The following is a 15165-nucleotide window of genomic DNA, read 5'->3' on the forward strand; positions in this document are numbered from 1 at the left end:
TTGACTTAACAAATTGTAATCCATATGAGACATTTCCTTATCCTTTCTGCGTTACTGGGTCCGGTCGCCTTTTCATTCGGGCAGAAAGCTCCAATCCACTCGGAGAATAAGATCATGGCCGATGCCGATAAACCGGTCGACAGTAAAAAATTTTCCACCCATCCCATGCCCAATGGCTATCAGGGGGACAATTGTGTACCCATACCCAATGGTTATACTTATCGGTTTAAGCAGGATCGGTCTATAGCCATGCCGAATGTGTACGGTTTGGACACACCTGCCTATCCGGTTTTCAGGCATGTTGAGGCCGACAGTACGGCTAATCAAAAGAAAACCGAGCAGACGATATCCGAACTGAGAAAGAAATTGGAGCAATTAGAGAGAGAACGTCGGTCCAAGTAAGCGGACGCTAGGCAGCTTATCACGCTATCTTTGTGACGTGCAGTTTTTTACCAACCGGCGCAAATACATAACCGCTTTTGTCTTTAAAGTACTCATCGACCGCTAAGCGGCAACCAGACCATTCGTGGTAATCATCGAAAACAATCTTGCCCCCGATCGTCAAATTCGGCTCAATCTGAATTACACAACTCATTACGGAAGCATACCAATCGCAGTCGATGTGCGCAAAAGCTACAGGTTCGTTAATGTAAAGGGTGTCTTCAAAATATCCTTTGATCAACTTAATATTATGGGCTTCGACGGGCACGCCGTGCTTTGCTAAGTTGGCCGCAACAACAGCTTGTAGGTTTTCTACATATCCGTAGTACCGGTTGTTGCCCAATCCCTTTGACTTTCCACTTTTGATCTCCTCGTAGCGTAGATGCACATCAGATTCATCCTTTTCAGAGGGAGGTGGAATCAATCCAAACGCATCGTATAACCGAAATTCCCGTTGTTGCTGCTTCGCCCAACCAATGGCAATAGCCGACCCTCCCAACGCGCAGCCCGCCTCAATAAACAACCCAGCTATTCCTGAGTGTTCCACCGCCTTGGCCGCATCATAAAGATTGAAAAGGTCTTTTGCAGCCAGATACGTCAGATGATGAGTTTTTATTCTCATCAATCGGGATTTCTCCCGATCTGTCAGGGCATAAAACAGCGTCTGTATAGGAATCGCAAATCGCTCCGGAATCTTGGGTAGTCGCATGGCAATAACTTATTGATTACCATATCAACGCTACCGAAGCAATGAATGTTTTATGGACTGTCCGGTTGGCGGTCGCTATTATTCCATTTCCGTTACCTTGATGGTATTAGTCTTGCCTTTCTTGTGTAAGGGTGTCGACGCCGTATTGATGACGATCTGCCCGGGTTGCACCAAATTTTTCGATTTCAGTAACGTATTCACATCGTGGATGCTGCCATCGGTGCTCTCGAATTTATCATAATAGAAAGTTTTAACTCCCCATAATAACGTCAATGTATTCAATAGCGCGCGGTTGCCGGTGAAAATATAAATGTCAGCATTAGGCCGGTAACTGGATATTTCGAAGGCCGTATACCCGGAATACGTCATGGCCACGATGGCGGAAGCATTGGTCTTTTCCGCGAGGTATACCGACGAACCACAAATTGCATCCGGAACCATCGACTCGGCATCCTCATGTTCAGACTTCTTAGAACTGTAATAGGGATACGAAGTGCGCTCTACATGTACGATGATTTTGCTCATGGTTTCGATCACAATCTCCGGAAACTCACCTACCGAGGTTTCGCCACTCAGCATGACTGCATCGGCTCCGTCCAATACCGAATTGGCGACGTCGTTTACCTCGGCCCTCGTAGGGCGCGGGGTGGTAATCATACTCTCCAGCATTTGGGTGGCAATGATTACAGGTTTGGACGCATTACGGCATTTGGTGACAATCATCTTCTGGAGCACGGGTACATCTTCCATGGGCATTTCCACGCCAAGGTCACCCCGGGCTACCATTATCCCGTCCGTTGCCGCAATGATGGAGTCAATGTTGTCAATGGCTTCCGGTTTTTCGATTTTTGCGATGACGCGTGCAGATTTTCCTTTCGACTCGATGATTTCCTTAAGCCTTACAATATCTTCGGCCGTTCGGACAAAAGACATTCCAATCCATTCCACATCATGCTGAAGGACAAAATTCAGGTTATCCAGATCTTCTTCCGTAAGACTGGGTATGGAAACCTTGGTATTGGGAAGGTTAACACCCTTACGTGAGGTCAATACCCCCCCGTGCACCACTTCACACCATACCGTGTCATCTTGGTTGGACCGCAATACCCGTAATTGAATTTTACCGTCATCCAGCAAGATAATTTCTCCTTCTTTTACATCTTTCGGAAAGCTATCGTAAGTGATGTAAATCCGGGATTCATCGCCAATGAGTTCCTTTGTGGTAATTTCGACCTGCGCACCATTCAGCAATACCGCACCTCCTTCTTTCATCTTGCCAATCCGGATCTTAGGCCCTTGTAAGTCGGCCAGAATACTAACGTTGATATTGTATTCTTGATTAATCTCACGGATCGTGTGGATTACTTTCAGGTGATCTTCTTGACTACCATGCGAGAAATTGAGTCGACACACATCGACTCCTTTGGCAATCATACTCGTTAACACTTCTTTCTTGGCTGATGCGGGCCCCAAGGTGGCCACTATTTTAGTTCGCTTTTGAACCTTTTCCATTTAATATCGTTTTGTTTGTTGTGCTCCTACTTATGGTGTGATTGATACACTTTGGTAAATATGGCGCTAAAATATTAGATTTTCTTTGGATTTCAATTTTTGTGGGGAGATTTCGCTGGCAACCACCACTTCAGGAATATCGACAAGGTGATCCTGCAATGCGGCCAGATCTTCCTCATCGATAAAATTCCGGATTAAAAAAAAATAGTCTGAATGTCGCATTTCCGGAACCAGAAAACCGCCATCAGTCGCCTTATTCGCCAAAACGTAATACTCTGTATCAGAAACCACCGAAAAATCCGCGTAACGACTAAAATAAGCCTTTCCAGCGGGAGATGGCCTCCATATCTCATGATCTTCGACCTTGCTCAACCTCAGTCCGGTAACTTTGTTGATGAAGTAACATAACCGATAATCTTTCAGGGAAGAGGTGATCGCAATCAAGATAAAATCAAGGTCTAATTCATATTTTAATGTGACTTTATTCAAAGTATTTTCTATATTCAGCGCAAACTTAGATAAATTTGCTTGCATTAGCGCAAATTGATCGGTTTCTTTGCTGCCATTAAATATAGGCATATAGCAAAAATTACAAAAACAAAAAGACTGACAAGGCAATTATTATAAAGATAAATGGGAGGTCGGCGCTCTTTTTTAGAATTACGCTAAATCTTTGATATAAAAACGATAATTGAGTTTTAAAGGACAAGTCCCAATAATATTCTAAAAATCAAAAACGTTTTACTATTTGCCGAAATTTATTTTTCTTTGCACAGATTTATTAAACAATTAAACTATAAAATCATGTCTGATATCGCATCAAGAGTTAAAGCAATTATCGTTGAAAAGCTAGGTGTAGACGAAAACGAAGTGACCCCGGAGGCTTCATTCACCAATGATTTGGGCGCCGATTCACTTGACACCGTAGAGTTGATCATGGAATTTGAAAAGGAATTCAACGTTGCTATCCCCGATGATCAAGCTGAAACGATCAGTACGGTAGGACAAGCCATCGCTTACTTAGAAAAAAACGTTAACTAACTAAATTCATTAGGCCAATCGTAATAAATGGAGCTTAAAAGAGTAGTAGTAACAGGGTTGGGTGCGCTTACTCCTATTGGGAATTCTGTTCCGGCATTTTGGGACAACCTGATCAAAGGGGTAAGCGGCGCTGCTCCTATCACTAGGTTTGACGCGTCTAAATTCAAGACCCGTTTTGCGTGTGAAGTGAAAGGATTCAACGCCGAGGATTTTATGGAGCGCAAGGAAGCCCGAAAGGTAGATCCATTTGTACATTACGCGTTGGCTGCTACGGATGAAGCGATAGCAGATGCATCGCTTCAATTCGATAAATTAGACACCAACCGGATTGGTGTTATATGGGGATCAGGCATTGGCGGCCTGAAAACATTCTTGGATGAAGTGACGAATTTTGCGAATGGTGATGGAACACCCCGTTTCAATCCGTTCTTCATTCCAAAAATGATCTTGGACATTGCGCCTGGTCACATCTCCATGCGGCACGGATTACACGGCCCCAATTTCTCTACGGTATCGGCATGTGCATCTTCTACCCATGCCCTGATTGATTCACTGAATTATATCCGAACCGGATTTGCCGACATCATCATCAGCGGCGGATCCGAAGCGATTATCAATGAGGCGGGTATTGGTGGCTTCAATGCCATGCATGCATTGTCAACACGCAATGACGATCCGCAAACGGCCTCCAGACCGTTTGATAAGGACAGAGATGGCTTTGTTGCAGGCGAAGGTGCCGGTGCCATCGTGTTGGAAAGCCTTGAACACGCACAGGCCCGAGGGGCTAAAATTTATGCCGAGTTGGTAGGTGGCGGTATGAGTGCCGACGCGTACCACATTACCGCATCACATCCCGAAGGCCTGGGGGCGCGTTTAGCAATGGCGAACGCTCTTACGGATGCCCGGATAACGAAAGAGGCAATCGACTACATTAATGTGCACGGTACATCCACCCCAGTGGGGGATCCCAGTGAAATCATGGCCATCTTGGAATTGTTTGGCGACCACGCATACGCGTTAAACATCAGTTCTACAAAGTCCATGACCGGCCACCTATTGGGCGCTGCGGGAGCCGTGGAGTCAATAGCCTCCATTCTGGCGGTGAAAAACGACATTGTTCCACCTACTATTAATCACTTTACGGACGATCCAAACCTTGATCCGAAACTAAACTTCACATTCAACGAAGCACAGAAGCGGCCTATTAATGCTGCCATGAGTAATACGTTCGGGTTCGGCGGACATAACGCCACCGTCATTTTCAAGAAATTCGAAGCTTAATTTAGGGCATTTGCAGGCGAAGAGGCATGCTTTTCCTGTTATACCAGTTAATTGTCAGATGCCTATTTGGAAAATTTACAGACTGCATTTTTCATCCAATCGCCGGTACGTAAGGGCACTGAAAAACCTGCTGGGTTTTGTGCCGGGCAATTTGCATTTGTATCAACTGGCATTCCGGCATAAATCCGTTGCCGTTCCCGTCAAAGACGGCACAAAAAACAGCAACGAACGATTGGAGTTTTTAGGAGATGCCGTATTGGGATCAGTTATCGCCGACCTGCTTTTTAAGAAGTATCCCTACAAGGGGGAGGGCTTTCTTACCGAAATGCGTTCCAAAATTGTAAGCAGGGCGCACCTTAACCAACTCTCCAAAAAATTGGGGCTCAATGAACTGATCCAATATGATGCGCGCATGATCAACTATCCCAACAAACAGGGATCGCTATTAGGAGATGCTTTTGAAGCGTTGATCGGGGCGATCTACCTGGATAAGGGATACGTATTTACGAAAAACTTTCTGATCAGCCGTATCATCAAACCCCACGTCGATATCCAGATGTTGGAAGAAACCGAGACTAACTTCAAAAGCCGGCTAATCGAATGGTGCCAGCAAGTCGGCAAAGATGTAAGCTTTGTACAAACCGAAAATGCAGAAGGCGATAGCGTCAAGATATTCACCATTGACGCCGTGATAGATGGCGAAGTATACGGTACCGGACGCGATTATAACAAAAAAAGCGCAGAAAAAATAGCAGCAGAAAAAGCGTGCGAAGCCCTCAATGTGCTTTAAAATCTAAAATCTAAAATCCAAAATCTAAAATCATTCCTACCTTTGCGCCATGGCAATAGTGAAACCTTCCTTGGCAAAAGGTACGCGCGATTTCTCTCCCACGGAAATGGAAAAGCGCGACTTCATCTTCAGTACCCTCAAAACCGTCTTTACCAAATACGGCTATCGCGAAATTCAGACCCCTTCCTTTGAAAACCTGCAGACCCTTACCGGCAAATATGGAGATGAGGGAGATAAACTGATCTTTAAGATTTTGAACTCGGGCGACTACTTAGCCAAAGCTCCGACGAATTTGTTGACCGAAAAGGAATCAGTTCCGCTGATTCCGCACATCGCCGAAAAAGCGTTGCGCTATGATCTCACGGTTCCCTTCGCTCGTTACGTGGTCATGCATCAACATGAAATTGTTCTGCCATTCAAACGATTTCAGATTCAACCGGTTTGGCGCGCCGACAGGCCACAAAGAGGCCGTTATCGGGAATTCTATCAATGTGACGTGGACGTTGTTGGTTCGGAAAGCCTGCTTAATGAAGCCGAATTTGTGCTTATCTACCAAGAAGCATTGTCCAGCCTTGGGTTAACGGATTTCACCATCAAGCTCAATAACCGTAAAATATTATCCGGCATCGCAGAGATATTGGGTAAACCAACACTGCTTGTACCTATGACGGTGGCCATCGATAAATTGGACAAAATCGGTATAGAAGGGGTTGATAACGAGTTGCTATCACGCGGATTTTCAGAAAACGACCTGGAAAAACTGCGACCCATCATGCATTTGGCGGGATCTATCCCGGCGAAAATAGCCCAATTAAAAGAGACACTGGCTTCATCAGCTATCGGCATGCAGGGTATCGAAGAGATTGAAACGGTATTGGGTTATGTAGAAAGAATGACCGCTGACACGTTTCCGCTCGATCACTTTATCGACTTGGATGTTACCCTTGCCAGAGGCCTGAATTATTACACCGGCTGTATCTTTGAAGTGAAAACCAACGAAGTAACGATGGGGAGTATCGGAGGAGGCGGCCGTTATGACGACCTAACGGGTATGTTTGGCCTCAAAGGACTTACCGGCGTAGGCATCTCTTTCGGTGCAGACCGCATCTATGATGTGATGGAAGAGTTGGGCCTTTTTCCCACTTCTACGGTCCAATCTACCAAGGTATTACTAAGTAACTTTGACAAACTTGCCGAATTGTATGCACTGCCTCTGTTACAGAAATTACGTACTGCCGGGGTGGCGGCCGAAATTTATCCAACCTCCGCTAAGCTGAAGAAACAATTGGCCTATGCCGATGCGAAGAATATACCCTACGTAATCCTTATTGGCGAAGAAGAGATAAAAAGCGGTTTGCTTTCTTTAAAAGACATGCAGAGTGGTGAACAACGAAGGTTGAATGAGTCGGATCTGGTTGCGCTTTTAACATAAGTCACGGTATCCAACCATTCTCAACCAAACCTTTGCTTGACCGGTGCCATTCCGCACCGCGCTACGCCTATGTCGTCAAGAACACGGGACGTCAGGTCTATATAATTGCGTGGCGTTTCATCCAAAAAGCGCCTGAAACACTTCTTCCACCTTAGAAACCGGCTTCATGCGTATTCCATATTTACTGCCATCCAAGCCCTTCGTATTATACTTGGAGATAAAGATGGTTTCAAAGCCGAGTTTTTCCGCTTCGGCAATACGCTGGTCAATACGGTTAACGGCACGAATTTCACCTGAAAGCCCCACTTCACCCGCAAACGCAACCGTCGCCGGAACCGGTAGGTCTTGTTGCGACGAGATGAGAGCGACGATGACCGCCAAGTCAATGGCGGGGTCCTCGACCCGCAGGCCACCGGCGATGTTTAGAAAGACATCTTGTGCACTGAATCGGAATCCAAAGCGCTTTTCCAGCACAGCAAGCAGCATATTCATCCGCCGAATATCAAATCCCGTAGAGGAACGTTGAGGAGTACCGTATGCAGAAGTGCTTACCAACGCTTGCACTTCGATTAACATGGGGCGTAGCCCCTCCAACAGCACAGCAATCGCAATGCCGCTCATGCTTTCTTCACGTTGTGAAAGCAAGATTTCAGAGGGGTTGGAGACCTCGCGTAGACCGGTCCCCTGCATTTCATAAATACCCAGCTCGGAGGCAGATCCGAATCGATTTTTGACGGCACGCAACATGCGGTAAGCGTGATGCCGGTCGCCCTCAAATTGTAAGACCGTATCCACCATATGTTCGAGTACTTTCGGTCCGGCAATGGCTCCATCTTTGGTGATATGTCCAATGATAAATACCGGTATGCTTGTTTCTTTCGCAAAGCGGAGCAGCTCTGCCGTACATTCCCGTACTTGGGAAACGCTGCCGGGAGCTGAATCGATCTGCGCGGAGTGTAACGTCTGTATCGAGTCGATGATGACCCAATGTGGCTCCAGCAAAGCAATCTGTTTAAAAATGTTTTGCGTAGCGGTTTCGGTCAAAATGTAACAGTCGGCTTCAGATGCCTGAACAAGCCGTTCGGCACGCATTTTCAGTTGCTGTTCGCTTTCTTCCCCGGAAACGTATAGCGTCTTGGTATTCGGCATATTAAGCGCCAATTGAAGCATTAGCGTTGATTTACCGATTCCGGGCTCACCGCCGATGAGCACCAGCGATCCGGGTACTATTCCCCCTCCCAATACCCGGTTCAATTCCCGGTCGGGTGTGGCGCGGCGGTTTTCTGCCGTTTGAACGATTTCATGAATAGCGGCCGCTTTGTTTGACCGCTTCGCCGCACCCGGCACCGTACGCCAATCCGGTATCCGGGAACCTGGTTTTTCCGTTACTTCTTCTACGAAGGTATTCCACTCGCTGCAGGAGGGACATTTACCCAACCACTTTGGCGACTCGTACCCGCAGTTTTGACAAAAAAAGGTTGTTTTCGCTTTAGCCATAAATCTCTCCTATTCTACAGAATAAATCGCTTCGTAAACGGCATCCTGTATTCTTCCCCGGATATTAAGCGTACTTAATTTTGTACTCACGGCAGGATGCACCCGGTTGGACAAAAAGACATAGATCAATTGCTCCTTAGGATCAATCCATATACAGGTTCCTGTGTAGCCTGTATGCCCAAAGGTAGCATCGGACGCCAGCCGGGAGGGATAGTGTTTCGTGGTGTCGGGATCCCACCTGTCAAATCCCAAGCCACGTCTGCTGACGGCTGACTGTCGGGAAGTAAATAAATCTACCGTCTCACCCTTAAAATACCGATCGCCGCCATATTCTCCCCGGTTGAGCAACAATTGCCCATAAATGGCCAGATCGTTTGCCGTGGCAAATAACCCGGCATGTCCGGCTATGCCGCCCGCCATAGCCGCCCCCTGGTCGTGAACATAACCCTGTAGCAAAATTTTCCTGAACCCCTTATCGTCTTCCGTGGGTACAATGCGCCCTTTCGAAAAACGCTGGCGCGGGAGATACCCCGCAGTTTTCATACCTAATGGACGATAAAATTCTTGCTGAATGTACTCCTGGATGGGAATACCCGTCTGATGTTCGGCAACCTCCTTCATAACATACATGCTGATATCGCTATAGACATAAGTCCCTGGGGAATTAAGCTTGGAATACAGCATGATCGGCCACATCACGTCCTGATAATAACCGGTTCTAATAAAACAACCATCCGCTACTTTGACTGAATACGCCGCCGACGAATCGGGACTAAGATCACCTGGTTTCAAGTCCCGATAAAAAGGAATATATGGGATGAAACCTGCCTCATGCAGCATGATGTCCCGCAGCTTAGTCCGATTTTTATTGGTGTTTTGAGCCTGCAGAAGGTAATGCCCCATGGTGCTGTCGAGGTTGATCACTCCACGCTCAACTAGGCGCATAATGGTGGGTGTCGTAGCCGTAATCTTGGTTATCGAGGCCATGTCAAAGAGATCGGAAACCTGGGTTAATCTATCACCCGTGTACGTGTGATGCCCGTAAGCTTTCTCGAAAATCACCTTACCTCCCTTAGCCACCAATACCACGGCACCCGGAGTGGCCCGCTCACGAATCGCTTCTTCGGCAATTGCATCGATAGCGCCTTCCAAATATGCGGCATCGATGCCCAGCGCCTGCGCATCGGTATACGCCAATCGGGTTTGTTCCGTGGTAAAACCCGCGCCGGTCGAATACCTTGCAGAAAATGATTGGGGTAACCGAGCCGTACAGGCTATACCGCCAAAAACAGACATCGCGGCATTCCGCGCTGAAATTTCCGATAACTCCGGATTCCACAGAATCGGATAATGTACAAAATCCAATTCCCGCAGCTTGACACCTGCGCCAAATACCGTTAGGATGACCTGCTTCCCAACGGCTTGCGTTGAGATAAACTGTAGCAAGCGCTTATCGCCCAGGTCTGCGGCTTCCAAGCCCAAAATGATCGTGTTAAAATACTTCAATTGTTCGTCTAAACCGTGGTACTGATCGATATGCTCCGGTATTCCGAAACGCTCCACCGGTGCATACCGCTCCAGCATGTCGCCCACCACCGCAAAGGCGGGTGTTGTTAAACGACTTACATAGGCAATATCGCGGTGTCCCAAATCCCGCAATGGAACCATCCGCGTGTGGTTGTTCAATAAGACAGTCAGATTGGGTGACGAAGCCGGCCTCTGTGCGTAAAGGGTTGGGTTACCGTAGAGACAAGCCAGAAGGGCCGCCGTTGCCATCAGGATTTTCTTCATATCTCACGAATATCGATAATTTGCGCAAAAATTCGCGATCTCGTGAAAATTTTATGAATTCTCCCGCTTACACCTATCCGTGGCATCCGCAAATCCCTTGCATCAACAAGACTTGGTATCCATGAACATGCTTGGAGGCAGGCTCGCACGATTAAACTTGCATATGAAAGCAATTTTATCTTAGTTTGCAATTAATTACCTGTGTTTCATGTTTAATGTCAATAGTTCTTTCTACCAATTTCTTACGGCGCTGCAAGACAAGCTGGATACCGAGTTTGACCTGCGTGCGTTGTCAGAGACGGCATGCTTGTTATCGGCAACAAACAAAACCCCGGTTCACATCATCTATTACCTAAGCGATTCTGACAAGCGCATCCAGCTCGATGTCGACGCTCGTTGCATCCATATCGATGAAGATCTGTGGATTAACCGGCCGGTGCTCTTGCTTAATCGGATTGCATCGTTGGCAGGTAAGGCACGGCGTATTCATGCTCGGGATACCGTAGCAGCGCGTATAGACAAGTCGGTAGCAATGGCTTTCCAACAGGAAAACCACCTACAGGTAGCTCTGCCGGGCAAATATCGTTATGGCTTATTTCATAGTGGCGACCTGGTAGCAATTGCCGTATTCAGCGGTGGCCGGAAGATGAACAATCAGCCGGATAACTATCGGTCCTTTGAACTCCTGCGTTTTTGTCACAAGCAAGGCATACAGGTGGTCGGGGGTTTCAGTAAATTAATTGATGCTTTCCAACAAGAATTCCATCCTGGAGACATCATGACTTATGCGGATAAGGACTGGTCTGATGGCGATAGTTATCGTAAAATCGGCTTCATGATCGTCGGTCAAACGGAACCGCAACAATTCTGGATAAACACACATACCAAGCAAAGGTATGACGAGCATACCCTTCCTGAAGAAATCAAAAATGCGTCTCTTCCCATGCGGAAAAAACTGGGATATACTCCGATTTACAACAGCGGCAGTATAAAGCTCGTTAAGGTACTGTGAAATTGTTGGTGATCCTCGGCCCCACAGCGTCCGGAAAGACGAAATTGGCGGTAGAAGTGGCCAAACAGATAAACGGTGCCATCATCAGCGCCGATTCACGGCAGCTGTATCGGGGTATGGATATCGGAACGGGTAAAGATTTGGATGTGTACGACGATGTCTCTCATTTCCTCATTGATATCGTCGACGCCGGAGAAACCTATCATGTGTCGCAGTATCCCACCGACTTCCATCGAGCTTTATTGACCATCCAGCAGCAGGAAAAACAACCGATCCTCTGTGGAGGAACGGGTCTGTATATTCAATCCGTGCTGCAACCCTTTGAATACAGCACCGTACCCATAAACGATGCTCTTCGGCGTGCGCTCGCCCCTTTGTCTGTGCATACGTTGTTAGAAACACTGCATTCTCTACCCATCCCCCCTCGATTTCAGGCAGATACGAGTACAAAAAAACGGCTGATCCGAGCAATCGAAATCGCCAAATGGTGCCTTCATCATGCCCCGCCGGCTCCATCCTCCCCCCCGGTAACCGCCCAGTTGTTTGGCATCAATCCTCCGGTAGAACTGCGCAGACAACGCATTACCGAACGGTTGCAGCAACGGCTCGAAACCGGATTGCTGGCCGAGGTACAAACCCTCCTGGATCGCGGAATATCGTCCGACCGATTACTGTATTACGGACTTGAATACAAATATGCTATCCAATATCTGCAGGGAGAATTCGACTATGAAGTTTTTTTTGCTCGCCTCAACACAGAGATACACCGCTTTGCGAAACGGCAGATGACGTACTTTCGAAAAATGGAAAAGGACGGCTTAAAAATTCATTGGCTAGCGCTTGGAAGCATCGAGGAAATGGCCGGTGAAGTACTAAAGAATTTCAGGAAATAGGCATATCGCCGAGGTTTCCTGAAATTCGATTTCAACTATAATTTAATCTCCACGTCCTTACTGTTGAAGAAATGGAATTCCGTGAGGTAATACGAGGCAACCGGCTTCACCTTGATCCAACGACCGAATTTGGTAAACCATCTCATCCGACGAGATATAAATCCGGATTTAACGTAGGCATAGATATAAGGGTGCACACATAGGGTGATATCCCGCTCATTCTGCTCTTGTAAGATGAAGCTCAAGTTATTCTCGATATCATCCATCAAAACTATACTCGACCGGATTTCTCCTGTACCGTCACATGCCGGGCATTTTTCGTTGGTCACAATCGTCATCTCAGGTCTTACCCGTTGCCGTGTGATCTGTACAAGCCCAAATTTGCTCGGTGGCAATATGGTATGCCGTGCGCGGTCAGCAGCCATACATTGTTTGAGATATGCGTGCAGTTCTTTACGGTTAGCAGGTTTATGCATATCGATGAAATCGATGACCACAATCCCGCCCATGTCGCGTAATCGCAATTGGCGTGCAATTTCTTTCGCGGCCTCCATGTTTACCTGCAGTGCATTTTCCTCCTGGTTTTCTTTGTTTGCCGTCCGGTTACCGCTATTGACGTCAATAACGTGCAACGCTTCCGTATGCTCGATTACCAGATAAGCGCCGCCATGCAGATTCACCGTTTTTCCAAAAGCGGCTTTGATTTGGCGCTCTACCCCAAAATGTTCAAAAATCGGTTCTCTATGCTTATAAAGCTTTACGATCTTCTCAAGGTCGGGCGAGATCTCTTGTACATAGGAACGGGTCTCCTCAAAAATCGCCTGGTCGTTGACATAAATATGCGAAAATTCATCCGTCAGGATATCTCGCAGGATCGTCGAGGTCCGATCCATTTCACCCAGCACTTTCTGCGTCGGTTCGGCCAACCGCAGCCGACTGGTTAGAACCTCCCACTTAGAGATAACATCCAACAAGTCCTTCTGTAACTCGACCACGCCCTTTCCCTCGGAAACCGTCCGGATGATAACGCCGAAATTGGAAGGTTTGATGCTTTCCACAATTTTTTTGAGCCTCGTTCGTTCCGCATTACCTTTGATTCGCTTGGAAATGGATACGGCGCTGGAAAATGGCACCAAGACGACATATCTTCCGGCAATAGACAAATCAGAACTCAATCTGGGGCCCTTGGTTGAGATGGGTTCCTTGGCGATTTGGACAGGCAAAAGCATATTCCGGGTCAATACTTCAGATATCTTCCCTGCCTTGTTGATGTCTTTCTCTAATTTTAAACTATCGAGCAGTTTTTCCTTATAACTGCCATTCTTTACCAGTTTGGTAAGCTTGATGAGCGACTGAACTTGGGGGCCCAAGTCCAGGTAATGTAGAAACGCATCTTTCGAATATCCAACATCCACGAATGCGGCATTAAGACCGGGCATGATCTTTTTTATCTTACCCAAGTAAATGTCGCCTACCGCGTAGTTGTTGTTTGCGTGTTCCTTATTGAGCTCTACAAGCTGTTTGTCCTGAAGTAAAGCGATAGTGACTCCCTTGTCGGGAGCCGAATCGATGATTAACTCCTTTACCAACAGCTACTTTCTTTTGCAAAGCAGGTAACAGCAAACAAGAGCAGCTACCTGCTTTCAATAAAACAATAAAATACGTTTAAAACGCCCGCTGTTCTTCTATTTACAGGATGAGGCAGAGTTCGATTGTGTGAAAACCACGCTCATTTATATACCCCATTTCGGAAGCGGGCATAACTCAGACCCTAACAGAAATTACTTTTTCTTGTGTCTGTTTTTTCTTAAACGTTTTTTACGTTTGTGAGTAGCCATCTTGTGTCTTTTTCTTTTCTTTCCGCTTGGCATAGCTAAATTTTTTTAATGAATAAATTAAATGATTATTTGCTCAATTCATCGATTTTCCGATTGATAAACTGAGTGAGGGTTGGATCGGCGGCAAGATCCCTGCTTTTTTCAAAGGCAGCGATCGCCTCGCGTTTCAACCCAATATTTTCATAACTTGTTGCGAGGTAAAAATACGATTCGGCATCCGGCTGCAGGGACACGACTGTCTTAAACCGATCGATGGCCCGGTCAAATTGACGAGATTGCATAGAAAATAAGCCCAGGCTCTTGTTCGCACCGATGTGGGAAGGATTCGCTTCCACCACTTCTCGAAGGAGTGCGATTCCGGCCATAGGATTATTCGTACCGCTGACGTAAGCACTTCCCAGCCCGGTTTTTGCATCTAAGTTGTCAGCATCCAGTTCGAGTGCCTTCTGGTATGCATTGATCGCATACGCATTAAGCACGCTCGCAGTCGTTGTGTCTTGTAAGTTTGTATACGCGGCGCGATAGGCATCTCCCGCTTTTAACCAATTGTCAAATTTAGGATCAAGCTTGGCCAATTCCTCGTAGACAAAGCCTAATGGAGCCGGCCTGTTCACGTCATCCCATTCGGTAGCAAGTTGCTGCAGCAAATCAATTTTTTCCGGTCCTGATGCCTTTGACAACTGCGCCTCGATCGTGGATATATCTTGAATGATACTGGCATTCAGCCCTTGTTTGGCCTGCGCGGAGACGCTTTCAAGTGTCACCTTAGATGACGCATCAGCTGAAGACGACGCAGCAGCCTTGTCATCGTTGACCAAACCCTTAATGGGTTGCGCCAACAATAACCCCATCACAACGATGACGGAGGTAATAGTGACGATTTGTTTGGTCTTCTCCTGCATGGCAGACACCCTTAATTACTTTTCGT

The 15165-nt window shown here is 46.9% G+C and carries 14 protein-coding genes; 7 read left to right on the forward strand and 7 right to left on the reverse strand.

What is annotated here, in order from left to right:
• Nucleotides 1-24 precede the first annotated feature (24 nt).
• The gene (locus tag ACFQRK_RS14970; protein WP_379008086.1) at nucleotides 25-402 is read left to right on the forward strand and encodes a hypothetical protein; all 378 of its coding nucleotides are present in this window, start codon (nucleotides 25-27) and stop codon (nucleotides 400-402) included.
• Nucleotides 403-421: 19 nt separating this feature from the next.
• Here ACFQRK_RS14970 and ACFQRK_RS14975 read toward each other — a convergent pair whose 3' ends face one another.
• From ACFQRK_RS14975 to ACFQRK_RS14985, 3 genes are all read right to left on the reverse strand, one after another.
• Nucleotides 422-1150: a TylF/MycF/NovP-related O-methyltransferase gene (locus ACFQRK_RS14975; RefSeq protein ID WP_379008088.1), complete on the reverse strand. Its 729-nt coding sequence runs from the start codon at nucleotides 1148-1150 to the stop codon at nucleotides 422-424.
• 78 nt (nucleotides 1151-1228) lie between these two features.
• Nucleotides 1229-2662, reverse strand: coding sequence for a pyruvate kinase (gene pyk / locus ACFQRK_RS14980; RefSeq protein ID WP_379008090.1), 1434 nt, complete (start codon nucleotides 2660-2662; stop codon nucleotides 1229-1231).
• Between the two features lie 66 nt (nucleotides 2663-2728).
• On the reverse strand, nucleotides 2729-3241 hold the full coding sequence (locus ACFQRK_RS14985; protein WP_379008092.1) for an IPExxxVDY family protein: 513 nt from the start codon (nucleotides 3239-3241) through the stop codon (nucleotides 2729-2731).
• A 225-nt stretch (nucleotides 3242-3466) separates the two neighbouring features.
• On the opposite strand from ACFQRK_RS14985, the gene ACFQRK_RS14990 reads away from it, so the two are divergent.
• Genes ACFQRK_RS14990 through hisS form a run of 4 tightly spaced genes read left to right on the forward strand, consistent with a single transcriptional unit; the run spans nucleotide 3467 to nucleotide 7206 of the window.
• A complete protein-coding gene (locus ACFQRK_RS14990; RefSeq protein ID WP_079717265.1) occupies nucleotides 3467-3703 on the forward strand; it encodes an acyl carrier protein in 237 nt (78 codons plus the stop codon).
• Nucleotides 3704-3730: 27 nt separating this feature from the next.
• Nucleotides 3731-4984 (forward strand): beta-ketoacyl-ACP synthase II, encoded by a 1254-nt coding sequence (gene fabF, locus ACFQRK_RS14995; protein WP_379008093.1) that lies wholly within the window; start codon nucleotides 3731-3733, stop codon nucleotides 4982-4984.
• 58 nt (nucleotides 4985-5042) lie between these two features.
• Complete coding sequence (gene rnc / locus ACFQRK_RS15000) at nucleotides 5043-5774, forward strand: ribonuclease III (protein ID WP_379008095.1); 732 nt, start codon at nucleotides 5043-5045, stop codon at nucleotides 5772-5774.
• Between the two features lie 49 nt (nucleotides 5775-5823).
• Nucleotides 5824-7206 carry a histidine--tRNA ligase gene (gene hisS / locus ACFQRK_RS15005; protein ID WP_379008097.1) on the forward strand — a complete coding sequence of 461 codons (1383 nt, stop codon included), beginning with the start codon at nucleotides 5824-5826 and terminating at the stop codon, nucleotides 7204-7206.
• Between the two features lie 117 nt (nucleotides 7207-7323).
• On the opposite strand, the gene radA is transcribed toward hisS, so the two are convergent.
• Nucleotides 7324-8703, reverse strand: a complete 1380-nt coding sequence (radA, locus tag ACFQRK_RS15010) for a DNA repair protein RadA (protein ID WP_379008099.1) — start codon at nucleotides 8701-8703, stop codon at nucleotides 7324-7326.
• Nucleotides 8704-8712: 9 nt separating this feature from the next.
• The gene (locus ACFQRK_RS15015) at nucleotides 8713-10494 is read right to left on the reverse strand and encodes a serine hydrolase domain-containing protein (RefSeq protein WP_379008101.1); all 1782 of its coding nucleotides are present in this window, start codon (nucleotides 10492-10494) and stop codon (nucleotides 8713-8715) included.
• Nucleotides 10495-10702: 208 nt separating this feature from the next.
• Between ACFQRK_RS15015 and ACFQRK_RS15020 the strand changes: the two genes are divergently transcribed.
• Nucleotides 10703-11506 (forward strand): hypothetical protein, encoded by an 804-nt coding sequence (locus ACFQRK_RS15020; protein ID WP_379008103.1) that lies wholly within the window; start codon nucleotides 10703-10705, stop codon nucleotides 11504-11506.
• Nucleotides 11503-12399 (forward strand): tRNA (adenosine(37)-N6)-dimethylallyltransferase MiaA, encoded by an 897-nt coding sequence (gene miaA, locus ACFQRK_RS15025; RefSeq protein ID WP_379008105.1) that lies wholly within the window; start codon nucleotides 11503-11505, stop codon nucleotides 12397-12399. Before ACFQRK_RS15020 ends, miaA begins: the two co-directional genes overlap by 4 nt.
• A gap of 35 nt (nucleotides 12400-12434) precedes the next feature.
• Here the strand turns inward: miaA and ACFQRK_RS15030 are convergent, their stop codons facing one another.
• Together ACFQRK_RS15030 and ACFQRK_RS15035 are read right to left on the reverse strand one after the other, a co-directional pair.
• Nucleotides 12435-13988: a ribonuclease E/G gene (locus ACFQRK_RS15030; RefSeq protein WP_379008107.1), complete on the reverse strand. Its 1554-nt coding sequence runs from the start codon at nucleotides 13986-13988 to the stop codon at nucleotides 12435-12437.
• Nucleotides 13989-14302: 314 nt separating this feature from the next.
• A complete protein-coding gene (locus tag ACFQRK_RS15035) occupies nucleotides 14303-15139 on the reverse strand; it encodes a tetratricopeptide repeat protein (protein ID WP_379008109.1) in 837 nt (278 codons plus the stop codon).
• Between the last annotated feature and the right edge of the window lie 26 nt (nucleotides 15140-15165).

Origin of the sequence: Parapedobacter sp. GCM10030251 (assembly GCF_042666505.1) — a bacterium.
Classification (GTDB): domain Bacteria; phylum Bacteroidota; class Bacteroidia; order Sphingobacteriales; family Sphingobacteriaceae; genus Parapedobacter.

Excerpts from the sequence above, each read along its gene's own strand:
- ACFQRK_RS14970 (WP_379008086.1), top strand. The coding sequence starts at position 25 with ATGAGACATTTCCTTATCCTTTCTGCGTTACTGGGTCCGGTCGCCTTT.
- ACFQRK_RS14975 (WP_379008088.1), bottom strand. The coding sequence starts at position 1,150 with ATGCGACTACCCAAGATTCCGGAGCGATTTGCGATTCCTATACAGACG.
- pyk (WP_379008090.1), bottom strand. The coding sequence starts at position 2,662 with ATGGAAAAGGTTCAAAAGCGAACTAAAATAGTGGCCACCTTGGGGCCC.
- ACFQRK_RS14985 (WP_379008092.1), bottom strand. The coding sequence starts at position 3,241 with ATGCCTATATTTAATGGCAGCAAAGAAACCGATCAATTTGCGCTAATG.
- ACFQRK_RS14990 (WP_079717265.1), top strand. The coding sequence starts at position 3,467 with ATGTCTGATATCGCATCAAGAGTTAAAGCAATTATCGTTGAAAAGCTA.
- fabF (WP_379008093.1), top strand. The coding sequence starts at position 3,731 with ATGGAGCTTAAAAGAGTAGTAGTAACAGGGTTGGGTGCGCTTACTCCT.
- rnc (WP_379008095.1), top strand. The coding sequence starts at position 5,043 with ATGCCTATTTGGAAAATTTACAGACTGCATTTTTCATCCAATCGCCGG.
- hisS (WP_379008097.1), top strand. The coding sequence starts at position 5,824 with ATGGCAATAGTGAAACCTTCCTTGGCAAAAGGTACGCGCGATTTCTCT.
- radA (WP_379008099.1), bottom strand. The coding sequence starts at position 8,703 with ATGGCTAAAGCGAAAACAACCTTTTTTTGTCAAAACTGCGGGTACGAG.
- ACFQRK_RS15015 (WP_379008101.1), bottom strand. The coding sequence starts at position 10,494 with ATGAAGAAAATCCTGATGGCAACGGCGGCCCTTCTGGCTTGTCTCTAC.
- ACFQRK_RS15020 (WP_379008103.1), top strand. The coding sequence starts at position 10,703 with ATGTTTAATGTCAATAGTTCTTTCTACCAATTTCTTACGGCGCTGCAA.
- ACFQRK_RS15035 (WP_379008109.1), bottom strand. The coding sequence starts at position 15,139 with ATGCAGGAGAAGACCAAACAAATCGTCACTATTACCTCCGTCATCGTT.